Below are 15203 nucleotides of genomic sequence, written 5' to 3'. Positions count from 1 at the left end.
TTATTTGCTGTATTCCTGCGTGACGCGCGACGACAGAATGTGAAAGTCGCGCATGAGCAGCCCGTTGGGTGAGTTGTCGCTCCGGTTCACGTCAACCAGGTTAGTTTGCGTAACTAAGCTCCGATGCACAATTGCCGTAGCCCGTTCCTGCACCAGCCGGGCGTAGGTGATGGCCCGGTAGGGGTAATGGCGCAGGTCGGCCACCACCGAGTCGATTTGCACCCGCTGCGTTACGTTACCCTGCACCATATCGCGGTAGAAATTCTGCTCGGCGAGGTTGTTATACAGTCGCTTGGCCGATTCGTCGCACAGAAACATGGCCCGACGGATGTTGTCATCAATGGATTTCGGGTCCGGTGAAACGGTGAAGAACAGTTCGTGGAAACGCCCGACGTGATGCCGCAGCTCTGCCGGGCGGTTGTCGGTCACGCTGCCACACGTCACCTGAATGGCTTCGCCCCGGTTGACGAGGTAAATCCGTTTGCTGAACTCGTTGCTGTATTTAAACGCCAGACCCACGGCGGTGAGGGCCACAACCAGGCTAAACCCGAAAGCCGCGATCAGCAGCCAACGCCCCCGCTGAAAATCCTTTTCCAATTGCAGTAGCTCTTTCATCGGTAAGGTTGATAAGGTTTTAATTTGGTGATGAGGGGGATACTACGTTCGTCGTAGATGGAAACAGCGGCCCCTTTGTGGTGGAATACATAGGTGTACTGCGTCGCCTGCCGGTAGCGGCCAAAGCTCCAGACGATGCTCCAGGTAACGACAACGGCCAGCGTGAGCAGACTGCCCACACAAAGCCACATGGTGTGTTTGTGCTTGACTAACAGGTTGTTTTGATGGTAATTCATTGGGTTTCGTTTTCCTAAAAGCAAGAAATCAGAGTAGCTGCAAGGCAATGAATCAAAGTTGATTTTTCTTGGTCGGGTACGTCTTGCGGTAGGCTCCAACGGTGGCCCCGTGAGCAGCCGCGACAGCCCCGGCCCCCGTCCCGATGACGGCCCCGGCCACGCCCCCCGCGAACCCTTTAACTCCCCGGCCAACAGCACTCCCGCCCGACGATGCTCCTGCCCGTGCGCCACGGGCCACCCCCCCGGCCACGTGCGCGGCCATCGTAAACGGAGAGCGGGCCACGCCAGCCGCCATATTGCCACCGAGCCGCGCAACGTTGGTGACACTGTTGCCGATGCTATGACCAACGCGGGTTGCAACCGAGTGGCCAGCCGCTTTGAGGGGCTTAGTTACCGGGGAGGCCACCGTACCCGCGCCTGACTTAGCCAGGCTCGTAGCACCTTGCACCATCGCGCCGACTCCGCCCACTGTCACCAGCATATTCGTCATGGACGGCACCTGACAGTAACCAATCAAGCACATCACCAGAATACCGATGAACGCCAGGCCCATGTACTCCGGCGTGTGTGCTTCGGCACCGCCCGCGTTGCCCAGCACGATGGTTTTAGGGTCGTAGTAGCTCAAGTATTTGAGCGTAACCTTGAAGGCGATGGAGGAGTAAATGGCCGCCACAGTAGGGAGTAGCGTGTAGTTGATGTACTTGCCGAACCACTCCGCAATGTTGTTGCTCATGCCGGGAAATACGGCCAGCGCGATGGCAATCGGCGCACCCATCCGTAACACCAGTCGGTAGGTGAACGAGATGAGGAACAGAATGCACTCGGCCAGTTGCATCAGGGCCAGCAGGATGTCCTGTGTGTAGGAGAGCAGCTCGTATTTAAACTTCTCGGAGTATTCCGCAAAGCTCAGTTTCAGACTCGACCCGAACGCGTCGGGATCGAACGAAGGGTCAACCTGCCGGAACAGTTCGGGATGTTCGCCGATCTCCTGCCACTTGGCATCCACGGTCTGTTGGAGGAGTTTGGTTTGCTCGGCAATCTTCTCGTAGAGGGTGCCGTTTTGCCGCTCCACGGCGGAGCGGATGCTTTCTCCCAATTTGTCGATGCCGTTGCAGATACGGGGTGAAAGGCCAATAAGCACCATCAGCATAAACGGGCGCAGGTACGGAAAGAAGTCAATCGGTTCCGACCGCATCACCTGCGGAACAAGTCGTGAGAAGATATAGACCAGTGCGCCAATGCCCGCTACTGCCCGAATCTTGGCTTCGATGAGGGCTGTGATGTCCATCGTCGAAGCCGTCATGTCGGCGTAAAGGCCCAGCAATGTTTTGTACGCGTCGAATAGCATAAGATGTAAGTGATTTGGTACGTGCGTAGCTTCTAAGTCAGTCGCTTATCCTCCGCTGCTGTTCATCTTTTCCTGGCACTCGCGCTGAATGGCGGCCCGTTTGTCGGCGGCTATCTGTCGGCCGCGAATGCGTACCAGAATCCCGAACTCCTCATCGGAGATGATATGCCCGTCGTGGGGGTCAACGTATCCGTTTGGTTTGCCTTTCTTTTCGGGATCGAAATAGGGCGGGTACAGAAACTTCATCTCGGCGAATGCCTGCTGTTCTCCCTGCAAGTCAGCAATCTGAAGCCGGTCCTGGCACTCCTGCATCAGGGCTGTTTTCCGGTCGATCTCGGCCTGCTTCTGCCGTTGCTGCTGCGCGATGGTTTCTTCGTCAAGAGCCGATTTGCTGCGGTCGGTGTAATCGTCGTCATACCCTTTCTCGCCCAGCATGAACTGCACCTCCTGGTAGCTGCCCTGTTTGTTCAGGGTTGGCTCGGCCATCGCGTACAGACGGCTGGTCATCTGCCAGTCTTTTTGTGAACGTACCCGGCGCAGCGATAGCCCCCGCACCTTGTAATAGTAGTTGTTCACCAATCCCTGAAACTTCTTGGCACTCTCGTAGGCCCGGAAAATCCACTCAATCCGGCCCTGATCGTTCATCTCGAAGAGGTTCTGCGATGACCCCTGCCGCATATCTTTCAGAATATCATTGGCGTGGGTACCCATCGAACTCAGGTCGTCGGCAATTAGCGCGTACTCCGCCGGGTAAATATGCCCGTCTTTGCTGATGACGGTCGACATACTTTGCAGCGTCCGGGTGGTCTGCTGCACGGTCTGAATCAGTTGCTGACCCCGATGGTAGCTCTGCACGGCCCCTTTCACCTTCTTCAGCTTCTCGATAGCATCCACCATCGTTTTAAAAGACGGTTTCTGAATCAGCGACATCAGGTTCGATACCGCCGTATGGATGGGGTCGCTCACCACAAACTGAGCCTGAAGGGCGGGAGGGACCAGGCACAGGCAAAGCAGTAGCCCGGCCACCCGCATAAGTCGGTTGGTTTGCATCGGTTGGTTTGTTGTAAAAAATGTGTTGGTCTGTTCGGGGCTACGGCTTTGAGTAATGCGTGGCCCCGTTCACCGGCTTGGGTGCCCGTCCGTTGGGATGGAGCATCGGTACGCCCTGCGCATTGACGGGCAGGTAGCCCCCGGCCCGTTCGCCCCGCGCCCAGCCCTTTACAGCCGACTCTAAATCATTGCCGTAAGCCACTTTCGCCAGTTCGTTTATCTGTTCTACCTCCGACCGCTCGGTGGTGAACGTACCGTAGGCGGTGCGGCTGACTTCCAGCCCGTACACCTTACAATAGTCACCCAGCAGCAAGGCCAGATCGTTGTAGGGCGGGCGGTTCGGGTCTTTGCCTTTGTTGATGCTCAGAATGATATCCGCCTGTTTTTCCGACAACGACAACGTCTGCATGATTTCGGGAAACCGCTTTTCGTAGTTCTGGTGGTCCAGCAGAAACTTGATGGGCGAATTGTTGATAATGGCATCCTTGACAATCGGATTACCAACAAGATCATCCACCTCCTGCGTTACCACACCCAGCGACCCCAAATGCTTCCGTACCGTTTTCGAGCACCAGCGGAGGAAGTGCGCGAAGTTTTCCTTCGCCAACGCTTTCCACGCTTCTTCGATGATCAGCATCTTCAACACACCCTTGACACTGAATAGCTTACGCACGTAGGTGTTCATAATCATGATGGTGGTGATGGGAAACAAGACGGGGTGGTCTTTGATGTTATCCAACTCATATACCACAAAGGGCAGTTCCATCAGGTCGATGTTCCGACGTGAGTTGAGCAGGTAACCATACTGGTTGTCGGCGTGAAACGGGCGAAGCACGTACAGAAAATTGTTCAGATTGAACTCCCGCTCCGACCCCATGTTCCGGGCGAAAATGGCCGGGTACGTATCCCGCGTAAACTCATAGAAACTATCGAAGCAGGTGAACGGCTCGTCACCCGCTTCCCGCGCCCGGCGCATGGCTCCGTAATACTCGTGCACGATGTTAGCGATGGTCACTTCCTCGGCTTTTGTAGCGGGTTCACCGTCTTTCTTCCAGAGGGCCATCAACAGGTTAGCCAGCGCGTCCTTCGTCTCCTCGTCGGGGTCCAAATCCCGGCTGTAGAAGGGGTTGAACTCAATCGGATTGTCGGGTTCGTAGGTGACGTACCGGCCCCCCATGAGCGCACAGAGCCGTTTATAGGAGCCGCCTACATCGACTAAGCTGATGTGCATCCCGTGGCTGAGGAGGTAGAACACCATGTTGTTCATGGTAAACGACTTACCCGACCCCGACGGTCCGACGACCATGAAGTTGCGGTTGGCGATGATGCCCCGCTCCATCGGCCCAAAGAACGGGTCCACCATGCACGGGCGACCAAAGCGGTCGGTGAGCAGTAGCCCGTTCTTGCAAAAGAAATCATCCCGATAGTTGGTCTCCGTGTTCCAAAGCGCGGTGGCTTCTTCCAGAAAACAGGTCGCTAAGTTATCCGCCCCAATCTCGGCGATGTTGCCGGGGATACACGACCAGAACAGCGTCTCCGCATCGTGGCTGGCCAGTTTCGGCTTGAAACCCAGTTTCGAGATAGCCGCAGCCGTTTGTGAACGGTAGGTATCGGCCACATCGGGGTCGCGGTGAAACACCAGCACGTTGTAATGCGCCCGCACCACCCGCCGGTTCCGGTCTTTAACCTCATCCATAAACGCATCCTTCGAGCGAATACTCACCTCGTTTTCCTTCGACCAGGCCGCAAACGACGTATGCCGCTTTACTTCTTTCACCAATTGATTCGTCAGCGCGTGGCCGTCCTCAATCAGTAGTACCTGGTTGTAGATGTGATTGAAAGGCAGCAGCATCCCCAGTGCCGAACCGGTCGAAATGGGGAAGTGGCTGCTATCGGTCGAAAACTGCTCCAGCCGGGCGGAGTTGTACACCTCATTAGGGAAGTCGTCCAACTCCGACAGCGTGTAGGTGTAGGTACGTTGCCCGGCTACCGTCAGCCCGTCCGTCAGGTCGATGTCGTGCAGCGTCGGGTCGTCTAATGACAGCGAAAAGTAGCGTTGAAACAGCCCCGTTTGTTCACCATTGTCGAGGAGTTCGTTAGGCGTTAGCCGATGCAGTTTCATCTTGCCCGAATCCTGAACGATGGCCGCAAACTGATTCACTACGTCGCCAAATTCCGCCCACGTGCGGCTTTCCTGCATTTCCTTTGGCACCAGGTGTCGCTTGAGTAGCGACGACTGCCCGCTCGTGCGCTTTAGGGGAGGGGTCGCCGGGCGCGTCACGTATAGATAACAACGGTGGCGCAGGTACGGCCGGTCGCTGAAATGCCGCTCGTTTTCCCACACCATGTAGTTAGACGAGCGCAAAAACTCGCTCTCGAACGCAGGTGTATATACGTCTTCGATGAACAGGTCTTGTTTATGCACCATATAGCCCACAGGCAGCACCTTAGCCGCGCGAACAAGTACATCGTGCAACGCGTCGTATTCGGTATCGGATACCGCGAAGATTTCTGGTGCCTGCAACTCGAACGCCATCGTGATGTCGGCGTTTTTGGATACGATAAACCCCGTCGGCCCGTCGATGCAGAGAATCGGGAAGAGGTCAGTAAGTGCCTTCTTTTTCTTCATCGTGCTTTACGGGTCGTGTGCTGGCGCACGGGCACCAGCCGGTTGAATGATTGGTATTGGCACACAAACGAGGGCTTGAGCCGCTGCACCTTTTGCTTCATGGCTCCCCACCGACCGTAACGGCCTTGTTGGGTAAAGCACCAGGTCAACGTACCCCCCGCCCCCAGAGCCAGCAGCAGAATAGCCAATAAAATGGGTAGGCCCACGATGTAGCTGAACAGCGTCACGAAGACGGAGGCAATCAGCCCGGCGGCTGCGTAGTAAAAGTGTTGCCCGCGCAGGCCCCGAAACTCAATTTCGTTATCGACTCCACGGTAAATAGAATAAGACTTCATAGCATGGCTGAGATAATGGAACTCATCAGGAACAGGAAAGCCAATGAGCCAAACCACTTGAACATGAATTCGTAGAGGTCGTCGTCGCCCCGCCGAAACTTCTGGAACACCCGAATCAGGCCGATGATCGCCACCACAATGCCCAGTAGCAGAGCCGCCCGGTTGCCCTCAATGGCCATCGACTGCGTGTATTGCTGGGCGAGGTAATCGCTTCCCCCGAACGAAGACGAGAACGCACCGCTCAGAATGAAGCGATCTACCCCATAGACCGCACCGCCACAGAAGGCGATACTGGTCAGCCACAGTACCAACGGCCCTTCGACATCTTCGCCCCGGTTCCAGGTCTGGTAAATGCGGAACCCCGCTATCACGGCGGCCAACGCGCAGAGCCATAAACCAATGGATTTGATCTGACCGTAGGCCTGAAATTCGTCGTATAGCAGAATCATCGAGTGTGCTCGCGCAGTGAGTCAGACGCTGTGCGGTAATAGTTGCGAATCGAGTCCAGGCGCGCATCCTGACCGGGCAGGTACGGAGTAGCCGCTACGTTACCCGGTGCCGTATCGGTCACCTCGGAGTTGTCTTCACCGCCCCGAAACAGCACTTTGTCGATACCGAAGCGAGCCGCCGTAACGCCAGGCATCCGGTAGCTCACCCATCCTTGCAGAAACAGAGCAACAACCCCTATACCAATCACGGCTGACGCTAACCGCCAGGTTTCTAAAGCAAAATCGCCCGTACCGGCCTGCACCCGCGCATAGATACGCAATCCTCCAATTAGGGCCATCAGGCCGCACACCGCCCAAACGAATTTGAGAAACGTAGGCATCCGGCTTAGGATTGGATTGGTAAACTGCGAGTCAATACCTACGTGCGTGGCCACACTGCCATTTAGGTTTACGTCCTGCGCCATGCCCGCGTAAGCCATCAGGCAGCAGCCCAGCAAAAGGCCTGTTTTAAGTTGATTCATGCTTGGCGCACGTTTATACGTTCTGGAAGAACACGGCTTGCAGAATGGCAGCAAAGGCCAGCAGGAACAGTACCGAGCCGCCCCAGTTGACGGCTGACTTTTGTACGTCTTGGTCCCCCGCCTGCATTTTGGAGTAAATGCGAAAGGCCCCAAAAATCCCGACGATGGCCGCGATCACGTACATGACGGTGGTCATTGGCCGGAAGTATTCTTGTAGGTCTCTGGTCGTCTGCGTGAGCACCTGAACGCCGGCTCCAATCCCTTTGGTTTGGTCTACGGTCTGGGCAAACGTTGTGGTTGTCGTTAAGGCAGCGAGGAGTACTACGCGCCCTACGGCGTTGATTCGTTTCATATAACGTATGTTTTGAAAGGTTCTGTCTCCGGCCAGATGACCCTGCAAAGATTATATAAATGTTTAATTAATTAAATAAAAATAAACAAAATTTTATTTATAAAATTTTGTTTACCCTTATATTCAGTATGTTATTCTTTGTCAATTGAACAAGGGTACTGCTTTAAAATTTACGTCACAGTGGTCATTTCATATAATTTGGAAACAGTCGTACCTTTACATACAGCTTTATCCTGTTTATCCAATATGCTTACTTTACTAAATCGCTTTTCAGCCTTACTTGCTCTCGTTGTCCTCTTTAGTTTCCTACTGAGTTGCTCACCTTCCCACACCGACGCTCCATCAACTGCCGATGTTCAAAATGAGCAGTCTGCTACTCCCGCCGTTCGGCTCAGTGGCAGCTATACCTGTGTCCGGCTTCAGTTGGATAATGGCTACACCGAAAGCCGGGGACAGATCAAAGGCAGTGGCTATATGGTGGAGGTGCAGGCTAAAGGTGATTCAGTACAGTTTTCACTGACAGGCGACGGTACCGCCGGGCGGTACGATCAGCTCGACCTGGGTACATATGCCGTAGATGCGAAATCAGGTGGAGGCACGTACTTTACCATCAAGAAAGACATTCTCACCGACTACAACGCCATGACGTTGATTGATCGCAACGTTGGCGGGGCGGGTGGTAAGCAGATTACCTATTCGTTTCCGATTACGCTTTATCAATTTGTGATTGGTACGCCCAAGGCTGGACAGTACACTCCGGTGAAAGCGTCTGATATTTTCTCAACAACCCAGCGCGTCGTGGGTATTTTCACTGTTGAACGGGTTCTATCTCTGGTTAATTAGGTAGCTTCTGGCTGTCGCTAAACATTACAAGCGGCATAAAAACTCGTTGATTATAAGCTGAGTAGTCAAATAGTTAACTACTTTTCTATTTTTAGGCTATCTGGATAGCTGACTATTTCACTTTTTTTTCCATTTTTGCTGCTACAACTGACCCGGTGACTTTATCATGAAAATCATCACTGTAGCGCATCAGAAAGGCGGAGTGGGTAAGACCACATTGGCTCTGAATCTGGCCTTTTACCTGAAAGATATCAAGCGGGTGGGTATCGTTGATACCGACTTGCAAGGCAGCGTACAGGGGTTGGATACGCTTCTCGATGGTATCACCCTCATCAGTTACGAGGCTCTTCAGGAAGGCAACTATCCTGAGTTAGACGTGCTGCTGATCGACACGCCCCCGTATCTGACCAGCAAGCTCTCCGAACTGTTCTCCGTTTCTGATTTTGTCCTGGTGCCAACGAAGGTCAGCTACCTTGATGCGATGGCACTGAAAGCAACGATGGCACTGCTCCAGGAGACGCAGCAGGCTTACCCCAACCTACGCGCCGGCATCGTGCTGAACATGGTGAAGCCCCGCACGTCGATGAACCGGGAGATCAAGGACATTTTGGATGCCTACCCGATTCCGACATTGAAAACCCGTATTCATGAACGGGTCAGCTACATTCGGTCGGTCATTGCCGGGGGGATTGTGCAGTTGGAAGACAGCAAAGCCCACGAGGAAATGGCCGACCTGGCCGATGAAATCATTGAACAACTCTAACCACGCGACATCATGGCAGAGACCCTTAAAGAACGGCAGGCCCGCCTGGCTGATAAGCTGAAAAACGAACCGCCCAAAGCTCCTATTCAGGAAGTAAACCCCGTTACGACATCTGAACCGAGAGCAACGGCTAAGCCAAGCGCGGCACCCGTCGATGATCTGGTTCAGCTTAATACGAAAGTCCCCAAAGCCCTACACAAAGCCATTCGCCGGATTTCGGTCGAAGAAGACATTGAGATACGCGACATCGTGCGCGAGGCTTTGGAAACGTATGTGAAAGGGCGGGCTTAGGCAAGAGCCAGATACCAGTAATAAAACGCTTCCGGTTGCGACTTTTTTAACTTGTTGAGTCGATTCACTGTAGGGTCGGAAAGCTGCCAGTCGGTAATGTCGCCTGGTTGTTTATAGCGACGTAACGCTGTAGCTCCTTCAGACAGTAGTCTGCTAATATAGGCCGCTTTCGCCCCAGCCAGAATAGCCCCTTCGATAGTAAACGTTCCAATGGCAAAACTGGCCAGCCGCCGAATCCCTTCTTGCAATTGGATAAAGCGGTAGTCTTTGTCATCCCGTCTTGTAATCAACATGGCCGTGTCTGCTACATCGGTCAGCACATCGGTCGGGGTGATGTTTAGCCGACGGTAAGCAATCTCTTCCTGAGCCGTATGATTGAAAGACTGCTCAACTATCCGCAGATCGGTGACCACGTCAAATAACAACCCTACATCGAAAAGCTGTTTGATGATTTCGGCAGGACGCTGTTTGGTGTAGAGTATGCCCGTTGTATTCGGAGCAAAAGCCGTTAATTTATCACCCAACAAACTATCGGTGTCAGGGAGTCGCACAACTGTGAGCGGTTCACCTGTACGTATCCAGGGATGCTGTATGGCCTTCTGAACGATGTGAGGGTAGTTGGCTTCTGCGAAAAGAATATCCAGCAGAATGGGTTCGAGGGTGTGTTGCGGATCGACCGCACTCGTATAATAAAATTTGAAGTGCCCCACCGGCACCCCTGCATGGGAAGCTCGTAGCGAATCATCTTCCCATTTCAAAAAAGCACCGTTACCCACAATCGCGTCAAAATAGTCGGTGAGATTCGCCGGTGGATCAGGCATGATGATGTCCACGTCAATGGAAAACCGACGTGGCTGCTCAAAGTGAAGCACGAGCGACGTACCTCCCTTAAAAACAAACGATAAACCTTGTAGCTGAAGTTGTTCCAGCAACTTCAACGCCCAAACCACTTTCTCCAACAGTTTCAGATCGACGTTTTTCGGGAAACGTTTGGCAACGGCGACCAGCCAGTCGCGGGTAAAGGTTTCTTCAAGAATCATGTTAGTGTCTGGTAGGTAGTACTTGGCGCAACAGTTGCTCCAACATGTCCACCCGGTTGCGTCGCCGGGCGTAGCGCCGAAGCTTGTCGCGGTTAATGATGAATTTGGCAAAAGCTGTTTGAAAGATATAGGGTAGCTCCTCCTGATAAGCAAAAAACAACTCACTATCAGCTATCAAGTCGACAAGAACCTTCTCTAAGGGTGCTGTTGTGTACTTGTTCTGTTGCTGTACAGGGGCCTCGGTGATCAGCGGTTTGACAATGATCGGGTTCGGCGACGGTAGCCCGCGTTGACTGAGCAGTAGCCAATCGTCATAGCGGTACACTGCCGGATTTTTTCGGTCAATCCGCACGGGCTGTTCCTGCAGAAGTTGATAGACCGACGAAACGGCTTCCTTGTTCACTTCAATGAGTTGTAGAAAGCTCATCGGTTGCTGAATCATGAAATCGGCCAGTATCCGAGTATCCCAAACGCAGCAAGTCGTAAAAGGTAATTCCGCTTTAACGCGGTCGCCTATTTTGCGAAGGGTAGGCGATAGGTCAGGCCCATAGATCGGGCGATCATTCAGTTGATACTGACCGTATCCGATTCGAGTCAGAATTCCTGCCTGCGTCAACTCGTGTAGCCGCCAGGCGAGCGTTGAGGGCTTGGCATTGCCGGAGTGTTCCCTGAGAAAGTCAATCAAGGCGACTTTGGGAATGGCTTCTTGCTTGCCAAACTGCTTACGTAGGGCCGTATGGATAAGTTCGTGCGACAACAGCTTTGTTCCAAATTCTGGCAAATATATGGGGATTTTGCCAGAATTTGGGAAAGAAATTCAGTAATTCTGGTGTCAGAACCTCGCTTTAGCGAATTGTGTAAATAAAGAGGACTACCGATGCTTCAGCTTCTACTTAAACTACGTTTCGGTATGGTCAAAGCCCTACGCATCACACCGTACTAATGCCCTCTGTAATACTTGATCAGTGGAGGGTAGTCATCATTATCGGGGGTCATATGCCGCTGTGAGACAGATAGCTGAAGGGTTTCATCAGGTTCACAATACTCTTTATCAATCAAAATAAATTGCGTTTGAATTAGGTCCGTTGCGGCCAGGTCATACACCAGATCATGAAACTGACGAAATACCTCTGCGTTCTCGCGTTCACTAATGTTTTTCATAGGCGAGTCAATAATGAGAAAAGTAGGAAGTGAGGCATTCGTTTCAATCGCTAACCGATGTATTGCCAGAGCATAGCAACATTTAAAAAGTACTTTTTTGCCCCCGCTGCTTAAGTTGCTGAAAGACGTGACCGCAACATCGTCACCGCCCTCAGGAGCTACCAAAGGTAGAAAGGTTGATGTTGAGATTTGGACTTTGTCCTCGATCCGAATTCCTGGAACGCCCGCTTTGATAAGATACTCCAGAAAGTATCGCTCCAACTTGCGAATGTTTTGTATATCCTTTTCGGCTGCAATGCGCGCTTCCTTTAGCTGTTCACGAATGTTCTTCTCTCTAACCTCCAATTGGTTCGCACGGGCCTGCTGTTCATCCACCCTCTTGAAAAGTTGAAGCGTTCGGGTAAATTCCTTGATACTCTGTTCTATTTCAATACTACGACGTTCATACTCTAAGACAGAGGCCAGATAGGCAGAATCGTACCGGTTCATCTCATCAATAATCTTTCTGTCAATGAGCCGTTTAGCGGTTATTTGTTCATCTTGATACGTGTATAGCCGACGTACTTGGAGTTCATAATTTTCGATAATCTCGGACAGTTCACTAATTCTTGAATCTGCGTCCTTCTGGATCAGCGATGCATCCGTTTTACTGGTTTCTACTGAAGGCTCCTCCTGATTGCATACAGGGCAGATGTTCACTGGTCGCGCCGGGAGGGTTTGGGTGCATCGAGGGCAAGACTCGAACTGTACGTTACTTAATACGTAACGGGCTGACACTCCCCGCAGAAACTTAATTTTCAGTGATTTAATCTCATTCAGATGGGCCGTGTTGTCATCAATAAGTTTGTTGACGGCTTGGATTGCGTCCTTTGTTTTTTCCAGCTCTAATGACAATCGTCTGCCATCTTCTTTTAAGCTGTCAACGATGTGTGGTACGTTTTGCCGTTGAATGTCAGCCCGTAGCATATTAATGTGCTTTTTTACATCGCTTAAGTTTTTGGTTAACGCAGCTACTTTTTCCTTTATTTCTTCCTGGGACGTAACGTCGTTGTCAGTCAATGTCTCTTTTAGAAGTTTGGCAGCCGAACGAAAGGTGTTCTTTGATTCACGTACCCGAAGTAGTTCAGCTTCCAACTGGGCAACGGTCTCTTGGTGGTAGCCAAGAATTGACCGCATCACATCCCTGCTTTTTAGCCGTTTCTGGGTGTGCGCTTCGGCTTCTAAGTGGAAGAAGGCACTGTCGATGGTATCCTGGTCAAGGTAACAATACCATAGATAATCCCTTAAACTGAGCCGTATTAGCTCACTGTCTTCAGATAATTTACTTTTTCGGACACGTGGCGGGACAACACCAGCAATGTGGAAAATCAGGTCAGAGAGATTTTCTACGCCCGTTTCTGCCAATACTTCGCCATTCGCAGCACGAGTCGGTAAGAAGAGGGTGCTTTCGCTTCCTGGCTCGCCCCACGAAACCTCTACTTGATCGGAGCCACGCTGACGATAGATGAATACAGGTTTATTATTAATATGTAGTGTTAAGCCAGCACTCACAAATTCCTGCTGAAAGGCTGGTGTGAGATCTAATCTTCCTCCTAAGCAATAGTCGACCAAGCGGGCAATACTGGATTTGCCAGCCCCCATTTGGCCGTAGAAGTAAGATAACCGGCTAAACTCGATAACCTCAGTTGAGAGTTTGAAACGTAGGGTTAGTGCGTCTAAGAAAAACTTCATAGCTGTATTTCATCGCCCCATTTAATCGTCTTTATCTCTGGGAAAACCGAGTAGATAAAATCTTTAATACCGGTAGCGGATAATTTATTGAAATGCTTGTAGATCAGTTGGCTGCGCTGTGCAATCAGTTGAAATTCTTCCTCCTGACTAAAAAGGTCGGCAACAGCCTTGCCTTTGTCAGTAATCGTGACATAGATGGTATTTTTCTCGAGGTAAGTTTCGACTAATCCTCTCGCAGCCAAAAGACCAATCCAACGTCGGTACCGTCCATCCCACGGGCCATATCGAAACCGAATCATTTTTGCTTCTACACTAAGCGTTTCAAAATCCCCTAACTGGGCTAATTCTTCGCTTTTTTCAACGAACTCCAATGCTCGTTTCAGGCAGGTAGGATAACGCAACAGAAAATCGAACTTAGCCAGCTTCATAATGCCCTGGATACTGTGCCGTTTTCTGGGTGTATCGAACGCTCTGAGCAGGAGCAGAAGCCGACTTAGGTGAAAATCGTCCATGTTTTCAGTGGTGGCCGCTGCTTTTAGTAAACGTAGACTCATAGCCATCACAGATTGATATCAAACTTCTCACTCCACCACACTTTACAATCGCTGGTTAATAAGCCAGCAAAGCCGACCAATGTATCATAAGGTTCCCCGAACACATCGGCAGGCCGCTGCTCGGCTATTGTCCGAAGACGTTTATGAACAGTCCTCAGCATTATCTCACCGGTTGGTCTATCGTCATACTTAGCTTCCAAATGAGCTTCGTCACACTCGCCTTGGACTACGCTTTCTAATTGGTCAATAAGGTCGGAAAGCTTTTCTGGAGGGGCTTCGAGTAAGCGTTTTTCGGTGGCCAGTGCTTTGCGCTGCATCGTAGCGATGTAGTCATCAAGACCACCCTTAGAAAGCTTTTTAGCCAATTTTGTAAGGTCGCGATTGCCATCGGCGACGACCAGCGACCCAGACCCCTGCACGTACCTAAAGTGGCTGGCGGTGTGTTTTTTAATGATTGAGTCGGCCTCCTCGATGAAGATACGCTTCCCCAACAGGCGGGGGTCGATCTCGGTGCGACTGAAATAGGTGTGCAGGTGCACGTCGGGATCGCCAATTTTTAACGAAGAAGCTCGGAATACTTTGCCGACCAGATCATCTACAATTGCGGACAGCGTATTGGGGGTACAATTCTCACATCCTTTCACCCTGGGTACGTGGGTGTGGGCGATGTCTGTCTCGAAACTTTGGCGGCTGGGGCCAACGCACAGATCCACTTTTTTAAGCGTGGTAAACAAACTATCGGCATCGCATTCACAATAATTCTTCAGGGCATTAAACGCCTGCATGAACACGGTATCTATGCCATCAACTTTGGCCGCAGCACGTATCGCTCCCAGCAGACGACCCGGACAAGCGGTAATTTTATCTGCCTGCTCAGTATCCAAAAACTCCGTGTTGGAGACGATAAACATCGTCGCTATGTCGTCTCCGAATCGACTTTGCAAAGCAACGAATCGCTTAATTGACTTTCTAACCGAATCGGTAGTTAATCGCAAATGGCCGTTTTCGGGTGTACTGGTTTTGATTTGATAACAGTCGAATAGGCCATCGACCCGTTCGCAGACCATGTCTTCAAAATGCTCACACCACATCGAAACGTAGTCTTTTTCGCTTCGGAGGGCAGCTAGCAACAAAATGGCACCATACCCGAACTGATAACGGAAGTTTCGGAGGGTCTCGTCACCAGGATCGGAGTGGTCGAACTGTCGTATAAGTCCGCTCATCAAAAAGGTTAGATTTCAAGTGATAGGATAGCTGCTTACAGGTTACGAGCCTGCAACGTGCT

The 15203-nt window shown here is 51.7% G+C and carries 17 protein-coding genes; 3 read left to right on the top strand and 14 right to left on the bottom strand.

Translation table 11 applies throughout. The annotated features are described in order from the left end of the window. The 9 genes from traK to RUDLU_RS29395 are packed head-to-tail and all read right to left on the bottom strand — an operon-like array spanning nucleotide 1 to nucleotide 7535. Nucleotides 1-615, bottom strand: coding sequence for a conjugative transposon protein TraK (gene traK / locus RUDLU_RS0123960; protein ID WP_019990986.1), 615 nt, complete (start codon nucleotides 613-615; stop codon nucleotides 1-3). Continuing rightward, nucleotides 612-851 carry a hypothetical protein gene (locus RUDLU_RS0123955; RefSeq protein WP_019990985.1) on the bottom strand — a complete coding sequence of 80 codons (240 nt, stop codon included), beginning with the start codon at nucleotides 849-851 and terminating at the stop codon, nucleotides 612-614. Before RUDLU_RS0123955 ends, traK begins: the two co-directional genes overlap by 4 nt. A 52-nt stretch (nucleotides 852-903) precedes the next feature. Next, nucleotides 904-2199, bottom strand: a complete 1296-nt coding sequence (locus tag RUDLU_RS0123950; RefSeq protein ID WP_019990984.1) for a TraJ family protein — start codon at nucleotides 2197-2199, stop codon at nucleotides 904-906. Nucleotides 2200-2244: 45 nt separating this feature from the next. Then, nucleotides 2245-3249 (bottom strand): hypothetical protein, encoded by a 1005-nt coding sequence (locus tag RUDLU_RS0123945; protein ID WP_019990983.1) that lies wholly within the window; start codon nucleotides 3247-3249, stop codon nucleotides 2245-2247. A gap of 40 nt (nucleotides 3250-3289) precedes the next feature. Continuing rightward, a complete protein-coding gene (locus RUDLU_RS0123940) occupies nucleotides 3290-5878 on the bottom strand; it encodes a TraG family conjugative transposon ATPase (RefSeq protein WP_019990982.1) in 2589 nt (862 codons plus the stop codon). Next, nucleotides 5875-6213 carry a DUF4133 domain-containing protein gene (locus RUDLU_RS0123935; RefSeq protein WP_019990981.1) on the bottom strand — a complete coding sequence of 113 codons (339 nt, stop codon included), beginning with the start codon at nucleotides 6211-6213 and terminating at the stop codon, nucleotides 5875-5877. Before RUDLU_RS0123935 ends, RUDLU_RS0123940 begins: the two co-directional genes overlap by 4 nt. Continuing rightward, on the bottom strand, nucleotides 6210-6662 hold the full coding sequence (locus RUDLU_RS0123930; protein ID WP_019990980.1) for a DUF4134 family protein: 453 nt from the start codon (nucleotides 6660-6662) through the stop codon (nucleotides 6210-6212). Before RUDLU_RS0123930 ends, RUDLU_RS0123935 begins: the two co-directional genes overlap by 4 nt. Further along, nucleotides 6659-7183, bottom strand: coding sequence for a DUF4134 family protein (locus tag RUDLU_RS0123925; protein ID WP_019990979.1), 525 nt, complete (start codon nucleotides 7181-7183; stop codon nucleotides 6659-6661). The genes RUDLU_RS0123930 and RUDLU_RS0123925 overlap by 4 nt, the downstream gene beginning before the upstream one ends. Before the next feature lie 13 nt (nucleotides 7184-7196). Further along, on the bottom strand, nucleotides 7197-7535 hold the full coding sequence (locus RUDLU_RS29395; RefSeq protein WP_019990978.1) for a DUF4134 domain-containing protein: 339 nt from the start codon (nucleotides 7533-7535) through the stop codon (nucleotides 7197-7199). Nucleotides 7536-7781: 246 nt separating this feature from the next. Here RUDLU_RS29395 and RUDLU_RS0123915 point away from each other — a divergent pair, with 246 nt between their 5' ends. The 3 genes from RUDLU_RS0123915 (at nucleotide 7782) to RUDLU_RS0123905 (ending at nucleotide 9432) form a co-directional block, all read left to right on the top strand. Next, nucleotides 7782-8378 carry a hypothetical protein gene (locus tag RUDLU_RS0123915; RefSeq protein ID WP_083940632.1) on the top strand — a complete coding sequence of 199 codons (597 nt, stop codon included), beginning with the start codon at nucleotides 7782-7784 and terminating at the stop codon, nucleotides 8376-8378. A 166-nt stretch (nucleotides 8379-8544) separates the two neighbouring features. Further along, entirely contained in the window at nucleotides 8545-9141 is a 597-nt protein-coding gene (locus RUDLU_RS0123910; protein WP_019990976.1) for a ParA family protein, read from the top strand. 12 nt (nucleotides 9142-9153) lie between these two features. After that, nucleotides 9154-9432: a hypothetical protein gene (locus tag RUDLU_RS0123905; protein WP_019990975.1), complete on the top strand. Its 279-nt coding sequence runs from the start codon at nucleotides 9154-9156 to the stop codon at nucleotides 9430-9432. Here the strand turns inward: RUDLU_RS0123905 and RUDLU_RS0123900 are convergent. The 5 genes from RUDLU_RS0123900 to RUDLU_RS0123880 form a co-directional block, all read right to left on the bottom strand. After that, complete coding sequence (locus RUDLU_RS0123900) at nucleotides 9429-10472, bottom strand: nucleotidyl transferase AbiEii/AbiGii toxin family protein (protein WP_019990974.1); 1044 nt, start codon at nucleotides 10470-10472, stop codon at nucleotides 9429-9431. The genes RUDLU_RS0123905 and RUDLU_RS0123900 overlap by 4 nt on opposite strands. A 1-nt stretch (nucleotide 10473) precedes the next feature. After that, nucleotides 10474-11253, bottom strand: coding sequence for a DUF6577 family protein (locus RUDLU_RS0123895; RefSeq protein ID WP_019990973.1), 780 nt, complete (start codon nucleotides 11251-11253; stop codon nucleotides 10474-10476). A gap of 158 nt (nucleotides 11254-11411) precedes the next feature. Next, nucleotides 11412-13364: an AAA family ATPase gene (locus RUDLU_RS0123890; RefSeq protein WP_019990972.1), complete on the bottom strand. Its 1953-nt coding sequence runs from the start codon at nucleotides 13362-13364 to the stop codon at nucleotides 11412-11414. After that, a complete protein-coding gene (locus RUDLU_RS0123885) occupies nucleotides 13361-13918 on the bottom strand; it encodes a hypothetical protein (RefSeq protein ID WP_044130804.1) in 558 nt (185 codons plus the stop codon). The genes RUDLU_RS0123890 and RUDLU_RS0123885 overlap by 4 nt, the downstream gene beginning before the upstream one ends. 5 nt (nucleotides 13919-13923) lie before the next feature. Beyond that, nucleotides 13924-15141 carry a dsDNA nuclease domain-containing protein gene (locus RUDLU_RS0123880; protein WP_019990970.1) on the bottom strand — a complete coding sequence of 406 codons (1218 nt, stop codon included), beginning with the start codon at nucleotides 15139-15141 and terminating at the stop codon, nucleotides 13924-13926. Nucleotides 15142-15203 lie beyond the last annotated feature (62 nt).

Source organism: Rudanella lutea DSM 19387 (assembly GCF_000383955.1).
GTDB classification, from domain to species: domain Bacteria; phylum Bacteroidota; class Bacteroidia; order Cytophagales; family Spirosomataceae; genus Rudanella; species Rudanella lutea.
Note: the sequence above shows the minus strand (reverse complement) of the source record. Positions and strands in the feature narration are given on the sequence as shown.

What these genes read in the sequence shown, in the direction of transcription:
- traK (WP_019990986.1), bottom strand. Translation starts at nt 615, where the DNA reads ATGAAAGAGCTACTGCAATTGGAAAAGGATTTTCAGCGGGGGCGTTGG.
- RUDLU_RS0123955 (WP_019990985.1), bottom strand. Translation starts at nt 851, where the DNA reads ATGAATTACCATCAAAACAACCTGTTAGTCAAGCACAAACACACCATG.
- RUDLU_RS0123950 (WP_019990984.1), bottom strand. Translation starts at nt 2,199, where the DNA reads ATGCTATTCGACGCGTACAAAACATTGCTGGGCCTTTACGCCGACATG.
- RUDLU_RS0123945 (WP_019990983.1), bottom strand. Translation starts at nt 3,249, where the DNA reads ATGCAAACCAACCGACTTATGCGGGTGGCCGGGCTACTGCTTTGCCTG.
- RUDLU_RS0123940 (WP_019990982.1), bottom strand. Translation starts at nt 5,878, where the DNA reads ATGAAGAAAAAGAAGGCACTTACTGACCTCTTCCCGATTCTCTGCATC.
- RUDLU_RS0123935 (WP_019990981.1), bottom strand. Translation starts at nt 6,213, where the DNA reads ATGAAGTCTTATTCTATTTACCGTGGAGTCGATAACGAAATTGAGTTT.
- RUDLU_RS0123930 (WP_019990980.1), bottom strand. Translation starts at nt 6,662, where the DNA reads ATGATTCTGCTATACGACGAATTTCAGGCCTACGGTCAGATCAAATCC.
- RUDLU_RS0123925 (WP_019990979.1), bottom strand. Translation starts at nt 7,183, where the DNA reads ATGAATCAACTTAAAACAGGCCTTTTGCTGGGCTGCTGCCTGATGGCT.
- RUDLU_RS29395 (WP_019990978.1), bottom strand. Translation starts at nt 7,535, where the DNA reads ATGAAACGAATCAACGCCGTAGGGCGCGTAGTACTCCTCGCTGCCTTA.
- RUDLU_RS0123915 (WP_083940632.1), top strand. Translation starts at nt 7,782, where the DNA reads ATGCTTACTTTACTAAATCGCTTTTCAGCCTTACTTGCTCTCGTTGTC.
- RUDLU_RS0123910 (WP_019990976.1), top strand. Translation starts at nt 8,545, where the DNA reads ATGAAAATCATCACTGTAGCGCATCAGAAAGGCGGAGTGGGTAAGACC.
- RUDLU_RS0123905 (WP_019990975.1), top strand. Translation starts at nt 9,154, where the DNA reads ATGGCAGAGACCCTTAAAGAACGGCAGGCCCGCCTGGCTGATAAGCTG.
- RUDLU_RS0123900 (WP_019990974.1), bottom strand. Translation starts at nt 10,472, where the DNA reads ATGATTCTTGAAGAAACCTTTACCCGCGACTGGCTGGTCGCCGTTGCC.
- RUDLU_RS0123890 (WP_019990972.1), bottom strand. Translation starts at nt 13,364, where the DNA reads ATGAAGTTTTTCTTAGACGCACTAACCCTACGTTTCAAACTCTCAACT.
- RUDLU_RS0123885 (WP_044130804.1), bottom strand. Translation starts at nt 13,918, where the DNA reads ATGAGTCTACGTTTACTAAAAGCAGCGGCCACCACTGAAAACATGGAC.
- RUDLU_RS0123880 (WP_019990970.1), bottom strand. Translation starts at nt 15,141, where the DNA reads ATGAGCGGACTTATACGACAGTTCGACCACTCCGATCCTGGTGACGAG.